Origin of the sequence: Kordiimonas lacus, assembly GCF_001550055.1 — a bacterium.
GTDB lineage: Bacteria > Pseudomonadota > Alphaproteobacteria > Sphingomonadales > Kordiimonadaceae > Kordiimonas > Kordiimonas lacus.
In genome coordinates, this window is record NZ_LRUA01000003.1 from 643,403 (window position 1) to 664,683 (window position 21,281).

The 21,281-nt window shown below is 59.4% G+C and carries 13 protein-coding genes; 2 read left to right on the top strand and 11 right to left on the bottom strand.

What is annotated here, in order from left to right; translation table 11 throughout:
- Positions 1–146: 146 nt before the first annotated feature.
- Positions 147–485 carry a zinc ribbon domain-containing protein YjdM gene (locus KORLAC_RS06355; RefSeq protein ID WP_068304509.1) on the bottom strand — a complete coding sequence of 113 codons (339 nt, stop codon included), beginning with the start codon at positions 483–485 and terminating at the stop codon, positions 147–149.
- A 134-nt stretch (positions 486–619) separates the two neighbouring features.
- Here KORLAC_RS06355 and KORLAC_RS06360 point away from each other — a divergent pair, with 134 nt between their 5' ends.
- Entirely contained in the window at positions 620–973 is a 354-nt protein-coding gene (locus KORLAC_RS06360) for a DUF1428 domain-containing protein (protein ID WP_068304511.1), read from the top strand.
- Between the two features lie 52 nt (positions 974–1,025).
- Here KORLAC_RS06360 and KORLAC_RS06365 read toward each other — a convergent pair whose 3' ends face one another.
- From KORLAC_RS06365 to glk, 6 genes are all read right to left on the bottom strand, one after another.
- Positions 1,026–3,320: a beta-N-acetylhexosaminidase gene (locus KORLAC_RS06365; protein WP_068304513.1), complete on the bottom strand. Its 2,295-nt coding sequence runs from the start codon at positions 3,318–3,320 to the stop codon at positions 1,026–1,028.
- A gap of 197 nt (positions 3,321–3,517) precedes the next feature.
- Positions 3,518–5,071, bottom strand: a complete 1,554-nt coding sequence (locus KORLAC_RS06370; protein ID WP_068304515.1) for a tryptophan halogenase family protein — start codon at positions 5,069–5,071, stop codon at positions 3,518–3,520.
- Between the two features lie 2 nt (positions 5,072–5,073).
- The gene (locus KORLAC_RS06375; RefSeq protein ID WP_068304517.1) at positions 5,074–6,654 is read right to left on the bottom strand and encodes a tryptophan halogenase family protein; all 1,581 of its coding nucleotides are present in this window, start codon (positions 6,652–6,654) and stop codon (positions 5,074–5,076) included.
- Complete coding sequence (locus KORLAC_RS06380; RefSeq protein WP_068304519.1) at positions 6,654–7,364, bottom strand: SapC family protein; 711 nt, start codon at positions 7,362–7,364, stop codon at positions 6,654–6,656. The genes KORLAC_RS06375 and KORLAC_RS06380 overlap by 1 nt, the downstream gene beginning before the upstream one ends.
- Before the next feature lie 105 nt (positions 7,365–7,469).
- On the bottom strand, positions 7,470–10,040 hold the full coding sequence (locus tag KORLAC_RS06385; RefSeq protein ID WP_068304521.1) for a TonB-dependent receptor: 2,571 nt from the start codon (positions 10,038–10,040) through the stop codon (positions 7,470–7,472).
- A gap of 115 nt (positions 10,041–10,155) precedes the next feature.
- Positions 10,156–11,148 (bottom strand): glucokinase, encoded by a 993-nt coding sequence (glk, locus tag KORLAC_RS06390; protein WP_068304523.1) that lies wholly within the window; start codon positions 11,146–11,148, stop codon positions 10,156–10,158.
- A gap of 482 nt (positions 11,149–11,630) precedes the next feature.
- Between glk and KORLAC_RS06395 the strand changes: the two genes are divergently transcribed.
- Positions 11,631–12,656: a LacI family DNA-binding transcriptional regulator gene (locus KORLAC_RS06395; protein WP_068304525.1), complete on the top strand. Its 1,026-nt coding sequence runs from the start codon at positions 11,631–11,633 to the stop codon at positions 12,654–12,656.
- A gap of 94 nt (positions 12,657–12,750) precedes the next feature.
- Here the strand turns inward: KORLAC_RS06395 and KORLAC_RS06400 are convergent, their stop codons facing one another.
- From KORLAC_RS06400 to KORLAC_RS06415, 4 genes are all read right to left on the bottom strand, one after another.
- Positions 12,751–15,582 (bottom strand): phosphoenolpyruvate carboxylase, encoded by a 2,832-nt coding sequence (locus tag KORLAC_RS06400; protein WP_068304527.1) that lies wholly within the window; start codon positions 15,580–15,582, stop codon positions 12,751–12,753.
- A gap of 208 nt (positions 15,583–15,790) precedes the next feature.
- A complete protein-coding gene (locus tag KORLAC_RS06405) occupies positions 15,791–18,838 on the bottom strand; it encodes an efflux RND transporter permease subunit (RefSeq protein ID WP_068304529.1) in 3,048 nt (1,015 codons plus the stop codon).
- A 9-nt stretch (positions 18,839–18,847) separates the two neighbouring features.
- Positions 18,848–20,002, bottom strand: coding sequence for an efflux RND transporter periplasmic adaptor subunit (locus KORLAC_RS06410; protein ID WP_160328605.1), 1,155 nt, complete (start codon positions 20,000–20,002; stop codon positions 18,848–18,850).
- Between the two features lie 228 nt (positions 20,003–20,230).
- Positions 20,231–21,247, bottom strand: coding sequence for a LacI family DNA-binding transcriptional regulator (locus KORLAC_RS06415; RefSeq protein ID WP_068304532.1), 1,017 nt, complete (start codon positions 21,245–21,247; stop codon positions 20,231–20,233).
- Positions 21,248–21,281 lie beyond the last annotated feature (34 nt).

The window sequence follows — 21,281 nt, forward strand, 5'->3', positions numbered from 1 at the left end:
GCTGCGGCCTTTTCACTATCACCGTCATGCCGGGCGAGCGCCATCCGGCGCGAGGGAACGGCATCCACAAAACGGCAGCCGCCCAATAAATGCTTGCCCGTCCTGTGTTCATGGATTCCCGCCTTCGCGGGAATGACGAAAGGCGCTCATATCTTTTTCACGAACTGGGACTTGAGGCCCATCTGGCCGATGCCCGGGATTTTGCAGTCAATGTCATGGTCGCCGTCCACCAGACGGATGCCCTTGACCTTGGTGCCCACTTTGACAACGGATGAGCTGCCCTTCACCTTCAGGTCCTTGATCACCGTCACATCGTCACCGTCCTGCAGAATATTGCCGACGCTGTCGCGCACCGCGTTTGCATCTGCCGCTGCCGCATCCGCCGCGGGCGACCATTCGTGCGCGCATTCGGGGCAAATCATCAGCGCGCCGTCTTCGTAGGTATAGGCGCTGTTGCATTTCGGGCAGGGTGGCAGATCGCTCATGCGGGTATCCTCAATTTTGGTTTGCGTTTTCTATACGCCCCTGCCCCCCATTCCCCAAGAAAAAAGGCCAAGTTGCGCCCTGCCGCAAACATATTTAGGCTGATACCTCAACATTATGCAGCGAGGAGGACATCATGAGTTATGTAGACGGTTTCGTAGCGGCTGTACCTATAGCCAACAAGGATGCTTACAAGAAGCATGCTGAAGAGTCGTCCGTGCTCTTCAAGGAATTCGGCGCTCAATCGGTAGTGGAATGCTGGGGCGATGACGTACCGGACGGCGAGGTCACCAGCTTCCCCATGGCCGTGCAGAAGAAAGGCGACGAAACAGTTGTCTTTTCCTGGATTACCTGGCCCGACAAGGCGACACGCGACGCCGGCTGGCAGAAAATGATGGAAGACGAGCGCATGACGCCCGAGAATATGCCCATGCCGTTTGACGGCAAACGCATGATCTATGGTGGCTTCGCTGTGATAATGCAAAGCTAAAAAAAGGCCGCCTGGGAGAAGACGGCCTTTCATGCATGCGACTGACGGGCAGTTAATCCTGGGTCAGCCGCACGCGGTCGATGGCCCAGATCGGTTCATAGTGGCTGGCCGCCACGTGGAAGCAGAGGGCCTTCGCGTCCGGCGCGTCAAGCGATGCCGTCAGCGTGGTGATGCCGAAGCTGTTCGTGGCCGGTGCGAGCGGCAGGCGCGCCACTTCCTCGCCCGTGTCGCAGCTGTTTTTAAAGATCACGATCTCACCCACGTCGGTTTCCGGTTGCTTCAGGATCACATCATTGATCTGGTCGCCGATCTGGAAATTATAAGGCAGGTTGCCGACAGCCACTTCAATGCCGGTCACGCCCGCCATATCGGGCACGTCATACATCCAGCAGGGCTGGATGATATCCACCAGCATGGCGGCGCGGTCCCCGTCGCGCGGGAAGTCGTCATCCAGCTTGATCGACAGCCATTTGGAGCACAGCGCCAGCTCATCACTCGTGCGCTCCGAGAGGCTGACGGCATCAAGCGCGCGGGTGCGCACGCCGGAAAGCACCTCCCCATTCCAGAAAGCAGCAGCCTTCACGGTCTGGCCCGCGCTTGCGTTGATCGGTCCTTCATAAAGGGCGGCATCCACCGTTGGCCCACTGCCATCCAGCGTGTAGCGGAAGATGCCAACGCCTGTCTGGCTTGATAGCGTGACCGTGCGGGCGTCGCCTTCGCCTTTCTCGACAACAATCTTTGGCGCAAAGGCGCTATCGGCCGGGCGGATACCGAGCGCTTTCAGCCGCGCCATATGCGGGGCAAGCCGTTTTGCGAACGCATCGAAATCCTTTTTCAAAGGGTCAGACCATACGCTTTCGGCCATGGCGACCAGGCGCGGGAAGGCCATATGCTCGACGCGTTCCGGCGTACGCATATGCTCCGAAAAGATCGTCATCTCGGCGCCCAGGATGGCCTTCTGTTCGTCCACCGTCAGCTCCTCCGAGACCGGTTCGAATTCATAGACATCCTGAAGCGTCTGGATATGTTCGCGGCCCGGTGGTTCATGCCGGCTGTCTGATTGGCGGTAGTCTGTGTAATAGATGCTCGAGGGCGCCATCACCACCTGGCGCCCGGCCTTCGCAGCCTCGATGCCGCCCTTGGTGCCACGCCACGACATAATGGCCGAATTGCCGATAGAGCCACCTTCCAAAATCTCGTCCCAGCCGATCAACCGCCTGCCGCGCGCGTCCAAATAATTGGCGAAATGGCGGGTGAAATAGGCCTGGATGTGATGAACATCATCAATGCCCAGTTCCGCCATGCGTTCCCTGATGCGGGCGCTTTCCGACCACTGCCTGGTCGCCACCTCGTCACCACCGATATGGATGAATTCCGACGGGAACAGCTCAAGCGTTTCGTCCATCACATCCTCGAGGAAAGTGATGGTGCCTTCTTCCAGGTTGAAAGTGTTCTGGAAAATGCCCCAGTCGGACATGTCGCCTTCAAGGGGCGCGGTCCCGAGTTCCGGGTATGCCTTGATAGCCGCTGTGGCGTGGCCTGGCAGGTCAATTTCCGGCATCACCGTGATATGGCGCTCGGCGGCATAGGCCACAATCTCGCGCACATCATCCTGGGTGTAGAAGCCGCAGTAAAGCCGGGCTTCGCCCGTGGCTTCGTCAATGTCTGCGTCCGGCCCGTCACCGGCCGGTACGCGGCATGCGCCCACTTCCGTCAGCTTCGGATATTTCTTGATCTCAAGCCGCCAGGCCTGGTCGTCCGTCATATGCCAGTGGAAGACATTCAGCTTGTGCGCTGCCATCACGTCGAGGAATTTCTTGATGAACTCTTTCGAGCGGAAATGCCGCGCCACATCCAGCATGGCGCCGCGCCACTGAAGGCGGGGGGCGTCCTCGATGGTGCCGATCGCGAGTGGCGCCAGCGAACCCTCAGGTGCGCCGTCCAGCATCTGCGCCAGTGTCATGGCGCCGTAAAACAGGCCAGCGTCCGCAGACGCACTGACCGTCACACCGGTCGCGTCAACATTGATGCGGTAAGCTTCATCGCCCTGGATCATGGGGGCTTTGACAAAACGGATATCCGCCTGCCCGCCGACCCGCTCAAGCGACGCGCCGGTGTAGCCGTTCACAAAAACGGCGAACTGGTCGAAAAGCGCGCTGTCTGGTGTGGAAACCCGCGCAACTTCTGGCATGATGATGCCCTCGTTACCATACGAAAGCTTCGCGGGCACCGGGATCACCTGCGGCGCCGGCGCCTTGTCAGTCGTCTCAAGCGCGCTGTCCTGCCCACAGCCAGCCAGCGCCAACAAGGATGCCACTGCGATACCGCCAAACAAACTCTTCACCATAGTCTCCACCCTTTACCCTCGCCGCTCATGCGCGACCTTTTGGGCCTCCCCGGCCCTGAATTCTGTTGCATGGGAAAAAAGCGGGGCTGACACGGGCCACTGCCCGTGCCGCCCCAGTTCCCCAATAACCAGTCCCGAAGGACTGTCATGGATAGTGAACCCGGACGGGAGATAACCGAGCCCGGGTTCGCTGCCATTCATGCGGAGGCTTTCGCCTCCAAATTCTGTTCCGCTGTACCGTTCAGCTTTGCCAGATAGTCCGCGTGCGTCATCGTGAGCGCACAGGCGTTCTCCTGCATCTGGCGGAGCTGGCTGAACATGCGGTCGCTCTCTGCCCCATCGGCCACGAGGCCAAGGGTGGGCGTATGCTGCATGCCGTATAGGATGTAGCGGTAATTCTCGTCCGTGAAGGTGGTGGAGAAAGCCCCCGCCAGGTCGTGATATTCACAGACCTTGTGCTTCCATACCTCAAGCTGCGCCTTCAGCCACGGGGTATGCTCCACCGTCTGGGGCGCCGCGCGCCAGAAAGCTGTGTCGTCGCGGTTCGTCAGGCAATAATGCAGCACGATGAATTGCTTCAGGTCCTGGTAGAAGCCGCGCATCAGCCGGTTGAAGCTCTCGCGGCTGTCGTCCGTTGGCGCGGTGCCGGCCAAGTGCGTGCCCATCAGTCCCGCCGCCAGGTTAATGAGATGCAGGCCGGTGGACTCCAGCGGCTCGATAAAGCCGCCCGCGAGACCAGTCGCGATCACATTGCCGACCCAGAAGCGCTTACGGCAGCCGATACGCATCTTCAGGTGCGTGGATTTGAGCACGCGTGACTGTGGCCCCAGGAAATCTCGCAGCTCCGCTTCGGCCTCATCCGCGGTCATGCGGTTGCCGTCATAAACGTAGCCCGTGCCCTGCCGGTTCGTCAGGTCAATCTGCCAGGCCCAGCCGTTCTTCAGCGCCGTTGCAACCGTATAGGGGTTCGGGGCTTCGCCGGGCGCGAGCTCCCGCTGTAGCGCGACCGCGCGGTTACACGGCAGGGCGTCCTCGAAGCTGTCCCAATTATCAGGCGCCACCTTGTCAATCAGCAGGCCCCGGAAACCCGTGCAGTCGATATACCAGTCGGCACTGAAGCTCTGGCCGGTGTTGGTATGGATCGCGGTGATCGTCTCGCCCGCCACATCGATATCGTCGATGGTGGCTTCCACATGCACCACGCCCGCCTCAACTGCCTTTTTGCGCAGGAAGCGCGCCAGAAGCGTCGCATCAAGATGGTAGCCATAGGGCACCACGCCCTGATAGGCGGGGGTGTTTGGCCCCTTGGGCCCGTGCCCACGTTTGATCATTTCGGCAGACAGGCACACGCCTTCGTCATAACGCTCAGTCGCCGCGCGGCCCGAGAGGAACCACATACTGGAAATATCCAGCACGCGCCCCAGCCGCTGGTGCTCGAACGGGTGAAAATACTGGTGCATCTCGCCGTCCACCGGCTTCATCCAGCCCCTGAACATTATGCCCAGCTTCAGCGTCGCGTTGGTCTCGCGCATCAGTTCGGCTTCATCCAGCCCCATAGCGGCAAAGAAGAAACGCACGCTGTGGACCGTGGCTTCCCCTACGCCGATGATGCCGATGTCGGGGCTTTCCACCACGGTGATATCGACCGTCTTTTCCGCGTGGTTAAACAGCCGGTTCAGGTAAAGCGCCGTCATCCAGCCGGCAGACCCGCCACCCGCAACCAATATCGATTTTCTGGTATCAGATTCCATGCCTACACCTTCTGGATGCCATACTGCTTGATGCGGTCAATCAGCGTGCGGTGCGGCAGCAGCTGGCCCGTCATCTGGTCTGCCATCTGGCGCACATAGCCAAAGTCCTCGCGCGCAAGGACGGTATCCGTATAGCGGTGCTCCAGCGGGGCCATGTCGGTTTCAAACCCCATGCCGTAGAGCACATAAAGATAATTCTCGATCCCGAACACGTCGAACTTGTTGGGGAAGTCGTAGACGGTCGGCGGCTGGGTGCGCCACAGTGCCAGATTTTCCCTGAGGCCTTCCGGCAGCTTGGCTTCATCGCGGTTATCGCGCCAGAAAGCGGTGTCATCCCGCTTCGACAGGCAATAATGCAGCTTGATGAAGTCGATCACCCGGTCCCAGGCGTTGCGGACCCGGTCATTGAAGCGCTTGGCCAACAAGGGCATGGCGGCTTGCGTAGGCGGGAACTGGTCGGCCAGCATGCGCGCCGTGGCGTCAAACACCAAAAGGCCCGTGGCCTCCAGTGGTTCGACAAAGCCCTGGCTCATGCCGATGGCGACACAGTTTTTTTCCCAGAATTTTTCGCGGTAGCCGATGCGCATGGGGATGCGGCGGGTGGCCACCTCATCGGCCGCGTCACCGATGCTTTCGCGCAGATAGTCCCGCAGCACCGCTTCGGCGCGGTCATGATCTGTATAGTCGGCGGCATAGACATAGCCGGTGCCGCGGCGCTCGGTGAGGCCGATATCCCAGATCCAGCCGGCTTCCCTGGCGGTCGAGATCGTGTGGCACGGAATGGGCGCGTCAGCGCTGGTGTACGGCACCTGCGCCGCCACCGCGTGGTCGACAAACAGCGTATCGCGCTTGTCTATGAACCCGACCCCCATCTTCTGCCCCAGAAGAAGCGACGAGAAGCCCGTACAGTCCACAAACAGGTCGGCTTCCAAGTCGCCGAACGCGTCCGTTGTGACCGCCTTGATCGATCCGTCCTCGGCCAACACCACGTCCGTGACATTCGCCAGTTTATGCTCAACACCGAGCTTTGAGGTCGCATGTCCGGTCAGGAAGGCAGCAAGCTTGGCGGCGTCCAGATGATAGGCGTAGCTCGTCAGCCCCTCATACTGGCGGTTGGTCATCACCTTGGGCCCGAGCCCCGCGTCACACACCTGCCCCTGCACCGACACGGCATCCACGAAGGATGCGTTGCCCGCGCCGCCCATCAGCCAGTAGGGCGTCAGATCGAGCCCATTGTTGGCCGGATAGTCGAACACATGATGGTAGGCATGGCTGGTCCCGTTCGGGGCGTGCAGCCAGTCGACAAATTTGATGCTTTGCTTGAAAGTGGCGTCACATTCGCGGATGAAATCCGCCTCATCGATGCCCAGATGCTGAAGACTTTTTCGGATGGCAGGGACAGTGCCCTCGCCCACACCGATGGTGGGAATATCAGCCGATTCCACCAGGGTCACGCGGACGCCCGTAGCGTCCGCAGACCTTAAAGCTTTAGCCAGATGACAGGCGGCCAGCCAGCCAGCGGTTCCCCCGCCGACGACCAGCACATGTTTGATTAATGTATCATGCCCGCCACCTGCTGCCATTACGCCTCGCTTTCGCCCAGTTCGCTCTTGAGCTTGCCAAGCCGGCGGATCTGATTGATGGAAATCAGATGCGCGTAAATCACGTGCAGGACGCCACGCTTCTTCAGGTCGAGGGATTTTTCATCGTCAAGCTCATTGAGCTTCTTCTCGTCGATCACATAAATGCCGTTGAGGTTGATCTGCTGGCCGTTCACTTCAACCGTCAGGTTACGCTCCACCAGGAGGTCCAGCTCAGCGATCAGCTGGATCAAGCCCTGGGTGATCTGGCTGTGCTCGAAATAGGCTGTGATGGCCTCTTTGCGGTTCGTCAGATAATCGGTTTCCTTGCCGTCAAGGAACAGGGCCTGGCCTTCACTGCCAACCTGCTTGGCATCTGTATCCAGCGCCAGCATCAGCTGGGTTTCGTCATGCTGCGTCGGCATCAGACGGAACGGGAAGGTTGCCACGATACCCGGAATATACATGCCCAGCCACTTGCCGTCTTTCACCAGCAGGTTTTCGCCTGGCTGCAGGCCCAGCATGGCCACAGACTGGAACTGGCCGGTCTCGGCATGCTTGACAAACACAACAGGCACGTCAGTGGAAACCTGAACGAATTCGTGCGCAACAACAGGCACAACATGCTGGTTGGCGACATGGTCGAAACCGATATTGTCGTTAACTTTAAGGTCGGCGTGCTGCTCGACATTCAGGGCTACAAGATTGGTCACGGGTTACGCTCCACAATTAAAATGCAATAAAAGGTTCGGCTCCTTATATCGCATTTGCAGGAAAAGGGGAGTCTTGCTCCCCTTCCCTAATCTTTTTTCCGAGCCTTAGTATTTGAAGCTCACACCAACCAGGATGCGGCGCGGCATTTCATACTCATAGAGCGGGAAACCACCGGTGAAGCCACTGTTGGCTGTCGGCGTTGCGTTGTTGCCGAACTGCTTGGCGCTTTTCTCCAGGATATTGATCACATCCACATTCACCGAAATCTGGCTGGTGACATAGTAGGATGCGCTGAAGTCCAGCGAGCCATAAGCCTTGTGCAGACGGTTGCCGTATGCGCCTGTCTCACGCAGCATATATTTGCTGCGGTAGTTGTAGGAAAGGCGCGCCCGGAAGTCTTCATTCTCATAGTAGCCGGTTGCGTTGAAGCTGTGCTTGGACGCGTCGGAGAGAACTTCCTGGCCATCAGTAAAGGTATCGGCGTCATCAGCGGCACTGTCGGTGTAGGTATAGTTCAGTACTGTACCAAAGCCGTTCGCGAACTCTTGCTGATACTGCAGCTCGAAGCCCTTGATATTGGCCGACTTGCCGTTGATCTTTTCCTGAACAGTCCAGCCGAACGGAACCTCTGTATCGCGCATCGTGCCCGGGAAGCCAATTTCGGCCGTTGTTGCAGAATATTCGGTGTTCGACACGAAGTTCTTCACGTCCTTGAGGAAGAAGCCTGCGGACAGGATTGAACCCTCAGCGAAGTAATACTCGAGCGACACATCGAACTGGTCGGAGATGAAAGGCTTCAGGCCCACATTACCAACAATCCAGAACTGGTTGTCCGGCAGGTCGTCATTCGCGCCGACAACGTTCGGGTTCACATACATGTCCACATATTGTGGGCGTGTCATCACCCGTGCAGCAGAAGCCCGCAGAACCAGATCTTCCTTCAGGTCCATCGCCACGTTGAAGCTTGGCAGGAACTGGGAATATTTGGCGTTCGTGGACGTCAGCTGGTTGTTCAGATAGTAGGTGCTGGTGGCGCTGGTGTGCACATAGCGTACACCGGCGTTACCGCGGAAGCCGTCGCCTTCGAACGTGGCCATAACGTAGGCGGCCGTGTTCTTTTCGTCGATTTCGCTGTAGGCACCCAGAATCTCGGTTGCTTCACCGGTGATGCTGGCCTTGGCCCAATCCTTCACCGCATCAGCGTCGATACGCAGGATCTGATAGTCGCCCGCACCCACATCAATCAGGCCCGCATTCAGGCCGCTTGTGGAAATGCGCGGATCGAAACCAGCTTCCTGGTTGAAGATATACTGACGGCTGGTGGTGTTGTGGTCGGCATAGCGAAGGCCGGTCTTGATCGACTTGATCAGGCCCAGATCCACGTCATATTCGACGTCGGCTTGCGCATAAAACTCTTCGTCGGTCTTCGGCGTCTTGTTGAAGGCCGAACCTGTACCCATCACCAGGGAACCGGGATCATAGGATGTGATGTCGAACGACGCCGTATCCCATGTCTGGTTGCCGCCTGTGAAATCGTAGGTGCCGCCAGGAATGGCTGTGCCGCCCGTGCCGTCCTCGAGAACCATCTCGAAGTCCGTGCCGCCGGAAGACGTCGTCTTGCCGATCTGGAAATCCACCTGATAGCCGTCGCCACGATACTCAGCATCGAAATCATACACGCGGGATTTCATGGTCGCTTCACGGGGACGCGCCTGATAGTAGGCCACGCCAAGCGGGCCGCACACAGGTGTTGCATTCTGCAGGCAGTTTTCCGGCACATCAACACCAGACCAGGACGTGTTGCCTTGGGTCAGCCACAGGGCATAGTTGGTGTTGTCTGCTTTCATCTGCATGTCCACCCAGTTGGCGGTCAGCGTCAGGGCGTCTGTTGGCTCGAACTGCACGGTGGTGTTGAAGGCACGACGCTTGCGGTCCTGCTCGAACGCAACCGGGCCTGCGCCCCATTCCCAGAATGCTTCGTTACCCTGGCGCTGCATCTGGCGGCGCTGGTAAACGGCAGACATCAGCACGCCGAAATTGCCACGTTCGTTCTTCCAGCTCACGAGGCCGGAAAGCTGCGGGTCAATCTCGCCGCTGTCGTTGGTGTGGGCGCCTTCAGCCGATGCATAGATCGACAGGTCGTCCATCTCAAGCGGCTTGCGGGTGTTGATCACAACGGTACCGCCAACGCCGCCTTCATTCAGGTCAGCCTGCGACGATTTATAAACTTCGATGTTGCCCACAAGCTCAGACGGCAGCAGCGAATAGTTGAAGCTGCGGCGTGCTGGCTCGAACACGAACCAACCGGTGGAAGCCACATTCTGGCCGTTGAGCGTGGTCAGTGTCATATTCTGGCTGGCGCCGCGGATGGCCACACCCTGGCCTTCGCCGAACTGGCGCTGGATGGTGACACCGGAAATACGCTGCAGGGATTCTGCCACGTTCTTGTCCGGGAACTTACCGATATCTTCCGCAGAGATCGCATCCACGATGGCATAGCTGGCGCGCTTGGTCTCAAGACTTTGGCGCAGAGCACCACGGATACCCGTGATGGTGATCTCTTCGAATTCTTCCATCCCGCTGTCCTGGCTCTCCTGAGCCTGCGCAGCCATGGCGACACTTGCCAGAGCAATCGCACTTACCGAGCGGTAAAGCGTACGTTTGGTGAAACTCATTTTTTCCTCCTGGTTCCCAACCTTTGAGCGGCCGCTGGCGCTGCAATCACAGCCGCCCTGTTTTTGGCCTTCTTTATCTCCCTTCGCATCAGTGCCCTCTTTCGTTTTTCATGGCTTATGATGAGCAACTAAGCGAATCCATGTACCAGCCAGCCGCGCCAATGACGCCAAGCTGACCGTGTTCGATCAGGTTCACGGGGATCGCCTCCAGAAAAGGGCGCATGTCGCCCTTTGCCGTGAAGCGGTCCATGAACCGGCTTTCGATCAAAAATTCTCTGATTTTCGGCAGGATGCCGCCCGCGAGATACAGGCCGCCGCGCGCGCCGTAGCTGAGCGCAAAATTGCCTGCGGCACTGCCAAGCAGCTCACAAAAGAGCGCCAGCGTCTCAGCGGCATCCTTGTCTTTGCCGCCAAGCGCGGCCTCCGAAATGGCTTCAGGCGTGGTCAGCACCGCCGCGCGGCCAGAGACCGTCGCCAGCGCCTGATAAAGGTTCAGAAGCCCGGGGCCCGACAGCACATGCTCCACCGACACAAAACCGAGCTTGGCGCGGAGCGCCTTGTAGATCTCAATCTCAAGGTCTGTCTCTGGCGCGAAGGAGGCCTGGCCGGCTTCCGTATTCAGTGCCGCGGGGCTCGCCGGCCCCTGGATCAGAACCGAAGCCCCAAGGCCGGTGCCCGGGCCGATCACGGCCACGGCGCCGCGCTCGGGGCGCACCGCGCGGCGGTTCAGCACCAGCACATCAGCAGGGTTCAGATACTGGGTGCCGTAAGCCACGGCGACAAAATCATTGATGGCGCAGACCTCAGCAAGACCCAGTTTCTTGCGCACATCCGCCAGCGACACGCGCCAGGGCATATTGGCGGCGATCAGGTCGTCGCCGATGAAATAGCCACAGCTGGCAATCGATGCGCCGGAAATTTCTTTCGCGTTCATACCGGACAGGAAATCGTCCAGGATCGCATCCAGGTCGGGATAGTCGGCGTTGCGATACTTATGGTACTTGCGCACCGTCAGCGGGCGCGCCGTGCGGTCAGCCCGTGCAATTAAGCTGAGCCTGGAGTGGGTGCCACCGATATCCGCGGCGACAACGGGGGCCTGTTCAACCATGCCCAGCCTCCGGTCCCGCGCAGCGGATATATTTAAACCAATACTCAAACACATACCCTCCCCAGGCTCATCGGGTCCGGTCGAAAAACACCAAAAACGACCTACGACCCCCAATTCATCTTCTGCTCAGGCCACCTCACTCCCCGGAAGGGGTGGGGAAGGAGACAAGCTCGCTTCCCCGGGAAGGCCTCACAGAGCCATCTTTTCATGATATAAAATGACAACGTTGTCCATAGCTTTTTATAAAAAAATGTTCACGTTGTCATTTTTCTGACATCGTTATCATTATTAACTGATTGAATCCTCTCGGAATCCCGGATTCCTGACCTTCTGGTCAACATGACAACGTTGACTATTCAGTCAGGCCGGGTCATAACGAATTTTACAAGCATTCCGGATCAAACCGGGGGAGAATCGGGCACCAGATGCCCTTTTGAAATTCGGGCAGATGGAATGCCCCTTAGGGAAGAAAAGGCTGCGTTTTGTCCAAGGCCACGATCAAAGATGTTGCCCGCGTTGCTGGGGTATCGCTGAAGACCGTCTCGCGCGTCATCAATAATGAGCCCACAGTGAAGGAAGCCACCCGCAAGAAAGTGCGGGCTGTGATCGACGACCTGAAATATCAGCCGGACATGTCGGCCCGGAACCTGCGCGGCAACAAGTCATACGCCATCGGGCTCGTTTATGATAACCCGAACCCCTACTATGTGGTGGATGTGCAGGAAGGCGTGCTGAAGGCCTGCCGCGAAATGGGCTACAGCCTGCAGATTCACCCGTGCGACGCCGCCCATGACGGCATCGTGCAGGAACTGTGCGACTTGGTGAACAATTCCCGGCTGGCAGGGCTCGTGATCGCGCCGCCGGTGTCGGAAAATGAAGCCATCACAAATGCACTCGCGGAACACGGCATCCATTTCGTGCGCATCATCTCTGCCTCCGAGCCGCCCAAAGGCAAGGCACCCTGCGTGTATGTCAATGACCGCGCAGCGGCCAGAAGCGTGGCCGAGCATCTGATCGACCATGGCCACACGCGGATTGCTTTCCTGTCGGGCGAAGAGGAACACCTTTCCACCCCCGAACGTCGCGCCGGATTCAAGGAAGCCCTGAAGGCCCACGGCATCAGCGTCGACGACAGCCTGGTGCTACCCGGCGCCTATTCGTTCGACAGTGGGTTCGAGCGCGCGACCAAACTGATGGAACGCAGCGACCGCCCCAGCGCCATCTTCGGCTGTAACGATGAAATCGCGGCTGGCGCGCTGGCAGCCGTCAAGACATCCGGCCTCACGGTGCCAGGCGATGTGGCCATCGCGGGGTTCGAGAACAGTCCCTTCAGCCAGCACAGCCGCCCGCCGCTGACAACCGCCGCCCAGTCGATTGGCGAGATCGCCCGCCAGGCCATGATGCTGCTGATTGCCGAGATGCGCCCGCAGGCGTTGGCGGAAGGCGAAGTGCAAACCACAACAGCCGAGTTCGTACCCGAGCTGATCGAGCGCCCCTCGACGGCCTAGCCCCAGATGTCATACCGGGGCATGGACCCCGGTATCTTTCTCAGGATAAATTGGATAGAGATGCCGGGGTCAAGCCCCGGCATGACGAGATTTTCTAACCGAACGCGCCGGCCTTTAGCGCGATCAGGCCGCTGATTTCCAGCACCTGGGCGTAGGCTTGCTCGATCTTGTCGAAGATATTCCGGTGCGCGTCCTCATAGCCCGATGATGCACTGCCTTCATAGGTCGTCTCTTCGCCGAACTGCTCGTCATCGTTCCTCACTGGCGATTCCGGGAAGATCTTCCTGAGCTGCGTGACCGTATCGTCCACCTCAAGATGGAGCAGTTCCACAAGCACATCCTCAAGCGACACATCGAACCGGCTGCTGAAGCGCGGGATTTCCATGGCCTTGAGGAAGATATACTGAATGAGGCCGATCCTGATTTGGTGCAGCTCAAACAGTTCCGCGTCCGGGGATGCGCTATCGAACGCGGCCATCACGCCCTCGTCCTGCACGCAGTCTGTCAGGGTGCCGGCGTCGCGGCGGAGCTTGCGGATGCAGGCGTCAACGCTGTCGCTTTCAAACAGGCCCTCGAGAAGCCGCGACAGGCGGCGGAGCTGTTCGCGGCGGCCGACATCGGAAACCTCGTCGGCGCGGTCAAGCCAATAGCCCGGGCTGAGGAGCTTTGCATAAGCTTCAATCACGCCCACGTCCGAGCGCGCCAGCGCATTGACCGCCAGGCTGGTGACCATCTTCAGCCGGTCCGACTGGCTGTGAATGGCTTCAAACAGGTCTGGCGAGCGCGCGATGGCAGTGCCGAAACCGCCACAGCTGTTGGCCAGATAGCCCAGCTGCTGCAGGACCGCATTGTTTGGGATGGCGCGGATCTGGCTGATGCGGTCAAGCCGCTGGTGCACAGCCCCGCCACCCTGGCGCCTGAGCGACCGTGACCCGGTCGGGAACAAGAGGCTGCGGCCGATGCTGTCGATCAGGCGCACATAACCTTTATGGTCCGTCAGGTGGTTCTGGTACTCCACCAGCGTCAGGAAGAAATCCAGCGACCAGCCCTTTTCGTCATAGAATTTGTCATTGCTGGCGTCATAGTCCGTGAAACGCACCTCAAGGAAGTCGGTCAGGGACGCAAGCGCCGTTTCTTCCGCCAGGAACCAGAGATACCCCTCCCCGCCCTGGAAGCTGACCTCATGCTTTTCAGGCCGACCCAAAGTGGCCAGCTGCTGGCGCACCCGTGGTGGGTGGGTATAGAGGAAGCGCTTCTTCAGGCTTTCGGGAAAGGCGCCCCGGCCCACGCTTTCGCCGTGGGTATCAAAGAACAAGAGCTGCACGTCTTCAAGCCCGCGCGCTTTCCAGAGCCGGATCAGGCGCAGTTTGAAGCGCTCGATCGCCAGCGTCGCAGCCGGCTGGCCGATATAGCGGCCACTGTCCGAGAAGCCGAGCTGCAGGCAGAAGCGGCCCTGCTTGCGGATGTAGGCCAGGAAGTGGGGGTTGTCGACCAGTTCGGCAATCACCCGGTCACCGCGCTCAAGGCCTACGGCAGTCTCGAACAGCGGGGAAATCTCCACATGGTCTTCAACGCCAAACAGCTTGGCATAATATAGCGCGGTCAGCAGCGTGAAGGGCGTATCGGATTCCGCCACCAGCATGCGGATGGGCGTGGTGGCATCAAAGTGCTTCTGGAACTGGGCGGCCAGCATGAACACGCGCCGCGCCGTGGTTTGTTCGCGCGACAGGGTGCCATAATGGATTGTCTTGGTTTCGACCTGATGCAGCTTTTCCGAAATCGCGGCCAGGAAGTGGCGACGCATGGCCGACTGGTCCGGCGATTTGGTCAGCTGGATTTCCGCCGAGATGGCGTTATGGAGCTGGGCTGCATTAAGCCGGAAATGGATGTGCGACAGGCCCATGCCGATGGCGCGCCATTCGCTGTAGAGCGTCGCGGCCCCACACCAGGCGTCGTCTTCAAGCTCAAGGGCGAGAAGCGCTTCAAACGCCGTACCAATGCGCTCAACCGCTGCTTCCTTGCGAGACTGGTTCTCGACCGCCAGTTGGTTCAGCTTGCCCAGGCCTTTGCTGCTGCCGTCAACGCTGTTCTGGTGTTCTTCAAGCGTGCGGGCCCCGAGCTCGAAACAGGCGCGCAGGTCTTCAAAGCCCGCGCGGATGGTTGTCCAGTGCTCGACCGCCTCGCCCTCGAACCTGACACCGCTGGTTTGGCCAAGGCAGGCATCCAGGCCCGCCAGCGCCGAGCGGTAGCGGAACAGGAGGCCCAAGGACCAATCAATATCTGTCCGGCCGTCAAGGTCAAAGCCCACCCAGCTTGCAATGGTGGCAAGGCGCGGGCGCAAGGACCGGTATTCATCCGGATACAGCTTGGCGGCTTCGGTGAAGATCACACGGTACAGCGTGCGCACAGACCGGCGCATGTTGCCAACCGCAAGGCCGGCGTAATCCAGCTCCTGATGGAGCGTCGGTGACGTGGTTGGATGCACCGTGCCCACATCCAGGTTGGCTGTGGCGGTCTGCACCGCCTGCTCGCCGTCCGCAACCGCGCCCATATAGGCCTTGGCGTAGGTCCAGGCCGTGTCAGACAAGGAGAAGGTCGGGTGAGCGGTCACCACGAAGCCTGCCACCTCGTCTTCCACCAGCGCTTGGAACTCATCAAACGGTTTGCGGCTGCCGTCTGCGTTCGTCGCGATTTTTTCCACCAGCGCAGCCAGGCGCGCCAGATTGTCCTTCATCGGCACCGCCGACCATTGGCGCGCAAGTCGCGACAGCCGATCATCCAGACAGGGCTTGCCGCGCGCCGCCAGGTCTGCCGACAGATCCTCGAGTGTTTGACGTCCCTCCATCAGCGCGTCGGCAATATCGAACGCCGCCGAAAGGTGTTCCCGTCTTGCTTCGCCTTTGCCCTTGGATGGATGATCAAACATACTGAAATCCTCATCTTTGAAGTTTTGACACCGCTGTCAATTGGCGCCTTTGTAGCAGAAATCGCCACAAAGTCACGTCATAAAATGTCCCAAACAGGACCAGTTTAGCAAATTTTATTACAAACTGTTGATCTGCGGCCCGAAATTAGGCTGCAGAACATAGGACCAATCAGCCGCCGATTCAGGCCAGGCGGCTGACTGGAAACCTTTATGCTTCCTTGCGGAACAGCAGGAAGTAGGCTGCTGGCACGAAGAAGAGCGTCAGGACAGACGCGAATGCCAGCCCGAACATCATCACCGCCGCCAGCGGCTCCCACAAAGGGCCACCGAACAGATACAAGGGCACAAGGCCGATCACGGTCGTGATGCTTGTGAGCAGGATGGGCCTGAGCCGCATGCCCGCCGCCTTGGTGATGGCATCTATCAGGCCCTTGTCAGCGCGTTCGATATCAATCTGGTCCACCAGCACGATGGAGTTGTTGATCACGATACCCGCCAGGCTGATCAGCCCGAGCATGGCGAAGAAGGAAATGGGCTGGCCCAGCACCATCAGCCCAACAGGTACGCCCACCAGCACCAGAGGCACGCTCATGAAAATGATGGCGGTGCGACGCAGGCTGTTGAACTGGAACATCACCGCCAGCACCATCAGAAGGCCCGCGAATGGCAGGCCGGCGCCCAGGTCACCATAGATTTCCTGGCTTTCTTCAATCTCGCCGCCGATCTTCATCTTATAGTCGCCGGTGATACCGAGCTTGGCGATGTCGTCTTTGACATAGTCATACAGGTGGTCCGCCGTGAACAGGGAGCTTTTGCCGGTCACGGTAATGGTGCGTTCCTGGTCCTTGCGCCAGGTCTGGCTATATTCCAGCGTTGGCCTGAGGACCGCCGTCTGCTCCAGCGGCACCACATTGCCGCCGGCGGGCAGGATGATGTTCAGCAGGTCCTCGAGGCTGTCGCGGTCTTCTTCAAGCGCTCTGAGCATGATCGGGATCGTGCTGTCCTCATCGCGGTAGGTGGAGACTTCAAAGCCGTCGAAATAGGCGTTCAGGTTCTGGGCCAGCGTCTGGGATGACATGCCAAGCCTACGGGCCTTGTCCTGGTCCACGTCGATGACCATCTTGACCAGCTTTTCGCCCCAGTCGGTCTCATTCTGCATGATGCCGGGCACCTTGGCGAAAATCTCCTCAACGCCGCGCCCCAGGGTCAGGAGCCTCTCATGGTCGGGTCCCGAGATTTCAATATCCACCAGGCCGCTTTCGCTGGCCCCCATGGCCAGCCGCTTGATGGTGAAGCGGGCGTCCGGGACATTTTCGTAGAAATAGCGTTTGGCGCGCTCGGCGAACTCGATCGACTGTTCCGGCGTCTTGCCGTTCACCAGAATGAAGGCCTTGGAGGGCGACGGGTTGATCGGGTTGAGGCTGAGGTAAAAGCGTGGCCCGCCCTGCCCGATATAGGCAATCTGGTCCTTCACTTCGGGATTGATGGCCTCATCCGCGATCCAGTCGGTAACCGCGAGCGCGATCTGCTCGGTGGCTTCAAAGTGCGCGCTTTTCGGCATATCCAGATAGATCAGCACCTCAGACCGGTCGCTTTCCGGGAACATCTCGTTCGGCAGCGTGGAAAACAGCTGCATCATGATGAACACGAGGCCATACACCGCCACGATTACCAGCGCCGACGCCCGCAGCATGGGGCTCAACAGCTTTTCATAGAAACGGGCATAGGCCGGGATCACCTCATCCACCTCAACCGCTTCGCCTTCCGGGCCTTCGGTGCGTTTCTTCAGGAACTTGGCGGAAATCAGCGGCAGGAAATACATGGCCGAAATCCAGGACCCGATCAGCGTCAGCGCCAACACGGCGCCGAGCGAGAAGGCATATTCGCCCTTGGCGCCGTCGATCAGGAAGAAGGGCGTGAAGGCGAAAATGGTGGTCAGCGACGACACCAGTAGTGGCACGGCATACTGTTTGCCCGCCTCAAGCGCGGCGTCGCGCCGCCGGGCGCCCGCGTCCACCCGGGTCAGAATGTCTTCCACAATCACCACGCCGTTATCGACCAGAAGGCCAAGCGAGATGATCACCGCCGCGATCGAGACCTGCTCGAGTGAGATATCCAGCACGCTCATGCCCAGAAGCGCGAACATGATGGCGAACGGCACGATGGAAGCAATCACCAGTCCCGAGCGCAGCCCCAGGAACAGCAGCACCACAAGGAGCACCACCGCGAAGGTTTGCCCAACGTTACTGAGCGCCCCCACGACCGTCTTTTCAACCTCCTCCGGCTGGTAGGTGGCAAAATTGAGCGCATACCCGATGGGCAGGCCATCCTCAAATGATTGCACCGTTTCCTGCAGGCGTTCGCCCACGTCGCCAATATCGTAGCCGGGTTGCATCTGCACGCTCACCACGACCGCCGGGCGGCCATTATAATAGACCTTCGCGTCGGCTGGGCTTTCATAGCCTCGCCGCACGGTGACAAGGTCCTTGAGACGCACAAAGTCTTCAGACCCCTGCGCGCGGGTCAGCATATTCTCAATTTCAGCTACACTTTTGAAATCACCGGTGGATTCGAGGAGGATCGATGAGCCTTCGGCGTTGATCTCCCCTGCCGGCAACACCACATTCTGGTTCTGCAGGTCGTCGATCAACACATTGATCTGGCCGCCGATGGCCTGCAGGCGGCGGCTGTCCAGCTCCAGCCAGATGCGCTCTTCCTGAACGCCGAACAGTTCCGCCTTGGAGATGCCGTCAACGGTATAGAGCCGCCGCTGCAGGTCCTTGGCGGTTTCTTCCATCTCGCGGTAGCTGAAGCCTTCCGCCGTCATGGCAATGGAGGCGATAGAGACCTCACCGAATTCGGTGTTCACGAACGGCCCATAGGCACCGTCAGGCAGGTCCCGGCTGACATCTGTCATCTTGTCGCGGAGCGACTGCCAGATGGGTTCAAGGTTGGTCACCTCATCCTTGAGGTCCACATAGGTGCGCATACGCCCGGTGGTCAGCACCGTGCGGATTTCTTTCACCTCGGCGATTTCACGGATCTTGCGCTCCACCCTCTCGGCCACCAGGTTTTCCACCCGGATGGGCGGCATGCCGGGATAAAGCGCTTCGACAATCGCGGTGCGAATGGTGATTTCAGGTGCTTCGCGCTTGGAGAAATCCACATAAAGGAGGAAGCCGGACGCCACAAGCGCCAGCATCAGAAGCATGGTGAAACGGCTTCGGGTGAGGCCGAACTTGGTCAGGAATGACATGGCCGCCCCCTAGTTTGCTTGAGTGCCGAGCAGACGAACCTTCTGGCCGTCATGCAGGTAGGAGACGCCCGCGGCGGCGATGATATCGCCCGCTTCAAGCCCGCTGCTGACGATGATCATATTCTCGCGCACGCCTGCCGTCTGCACGTTGCGGGTGTGAACGGTTGAGGTTGCCGGATCAAACACAAATACCTGCGCCTGCCCGCCCTGATGATCCTGGATCGATTCGCCGCGGCGGAGCGTTTCCGAGCCCTCAAGCGCAAAACAATGCACCGGCACCAGGAAGCCTTCCTCGCCAATCAGCAGGCCGATATCCAGCGCCACTTCCGCCGCCATCCCGGCCTTCAGGCCAGGATGGTTTTCTTCGATCAACACCACCGCCGGGAAGGCAGACACCTGCCCTGCGCGCGACCCAAGCTCCTTGATCCGGCCCTGCAGGAAGGTGTTGGGAATATCAGTAATTTCCACCCTGGCCGGGTCGCCGGTGTGGAGCGCGTTGATCACGGTGGCAGGCACGCTGAATTCTACCTCGAAGGCGTTTTCGCTATAGAGCGACAGCACCGTCTGGCCGGGTGAGATGTTGGAAAAGGATTTCGCATCGACACTGGAGATCACACCGTCAAACGGCGCTTTCAGAACGGCCTTATCGAGGCGTTCCTGGCTGATGGCATATTGCTGGCGCGCCTGTTCGGCCTCGGCTTCAGCGCTCTTGAGGTTGGTTTCAGACTGGTCGTAAGCCGCCTTGGTCACGTTACCGCTTTTCAGCAGTTCTTCCTTGCGGGAGAAATCTGTGCGCGCGTTCTTCAGGGACGCTTCGGCCTGTTCCATCGCGGCCCGGGCCTGCTGCAATTCATACTGCAGCGTCGTTGGGTCCAGCGTCAGAAGCGTATCGCCCGCATCCACCTGTATGCCCACCTCAAGCGTCACTTCCGCGAGCTGGCCTGAAATTTCAAACGACAGCGGCGTTTCATCTGCCGGCTGCACCACGGATGGGTACCGCCGGGTCATGGTGGCGGCGCTTTCCGTTACCTCGAACACCTTCAGCCCCCTTACGGGCGGGTCGCGCTCTTCCTTTTTGGTATCACCGCAAGACGCCAGCAATAGCGACGCAGCGATAAGAGTGACAAAGGCGGACGGGCGGTGGAGGGCAGCACGAAGAGACATGGGCCAGACCTTTTGATGAAGCGTGAATCCAATGGCAGGCAGCAGCATAGCACACCTGCATGACAGCTCTCATATAATTACTAGACCAATAAGTCCAGTAATTGATTCGATTAATTTTACCACACGACTCAGATACAGAACGCAAGGGCACGAAAAGCCATGCATTCGGTTGCGCAGCCAACCATGATTTGGCTGACTGTGGCAAGGTTCAATTAATGGATAGGCGGGTTAGCGGGCTGTGGAACCCCGAAGCTGCAGCTCGAAATCGATGACCATTTCGCCCTGTTCGGCCAGCTTTTCGCGGCCTTCGGCGGTCATGGCGTCCATCAGGGCTTCGGCGGCCTGGCGGCCCATGGCGCGGATCGGCTGCCTGACGGTGGTCATGCCCGGCCAGACCTGACGCGACAGTGGCGTATCGTCGAAGCCGGCGACAGCCAGGTCGCCCGGCACATTCAGCTTGCGGCTGTGGGCCTCATAGATGGCAGCGGCGGCCATGTCATCGTTCGACGCAAAGATCGCTGTCGGCGGCACCGGCAGCGACAGCAGGTCGGCAGCGGCCTTGCGGCCCGAGGCGAAATCGAAATAGCCCTGGGCGACATAGCCATCGAGGATATCGAGGCCCGCTTCCTTCATGGCCTTGAGGAAACCTTCCTCCCGGCAGCGGCTGGCATAGTGGTCCGGATGTCCCTTGACGAGCGCCACGCGGCTGTGGCCGGCCTCAATCAGGTGACGGGTCATCTGGTAAGCAGCTTCAACTTCGTCGATCAGTACGGCGGGGGTGCCGAGTGTGCTTCTGGAGGAGAGGATCACCACAGGAATGTCCTGCGCCCTCAGGGCCTCGAGAAGCGGTTCGCTGTCCGTCAAAGGCGGGGTCAGCACCACGCCGTCAAGGAAGGCCTGACGTGCCCAGTGCATCACCTGGTCCACCATGTCGGGGGCGTGATAAGACACAGGGTTCAGCGCCATGCCGTAATGGCTTTCGCGGCAGGCTTCAATCATGCCTGCCTGCAGGTTCGCCAGATAGTTGGGGCTGGGGCTGTCGTAGACCAGGCCGATCATATAGGAGCGGCGCGAGGCAAGCCCGCGCGCGCTTTGATTTGGCCGGTAGTTCAGTTCCTTGATGGCTGCTTCGACCTTTTCCTTGGTCGCCGCGCGTACGTTTGGCTCCCGGTTCACAACCCGTGAAACGGTTTTGATTGAAACGCCCGCCGCTTTCGCGACGTCATCAATGGTAACTGACCGCATCTTCAACATCCTAAGCTGTAGCTCCGGTCATGAG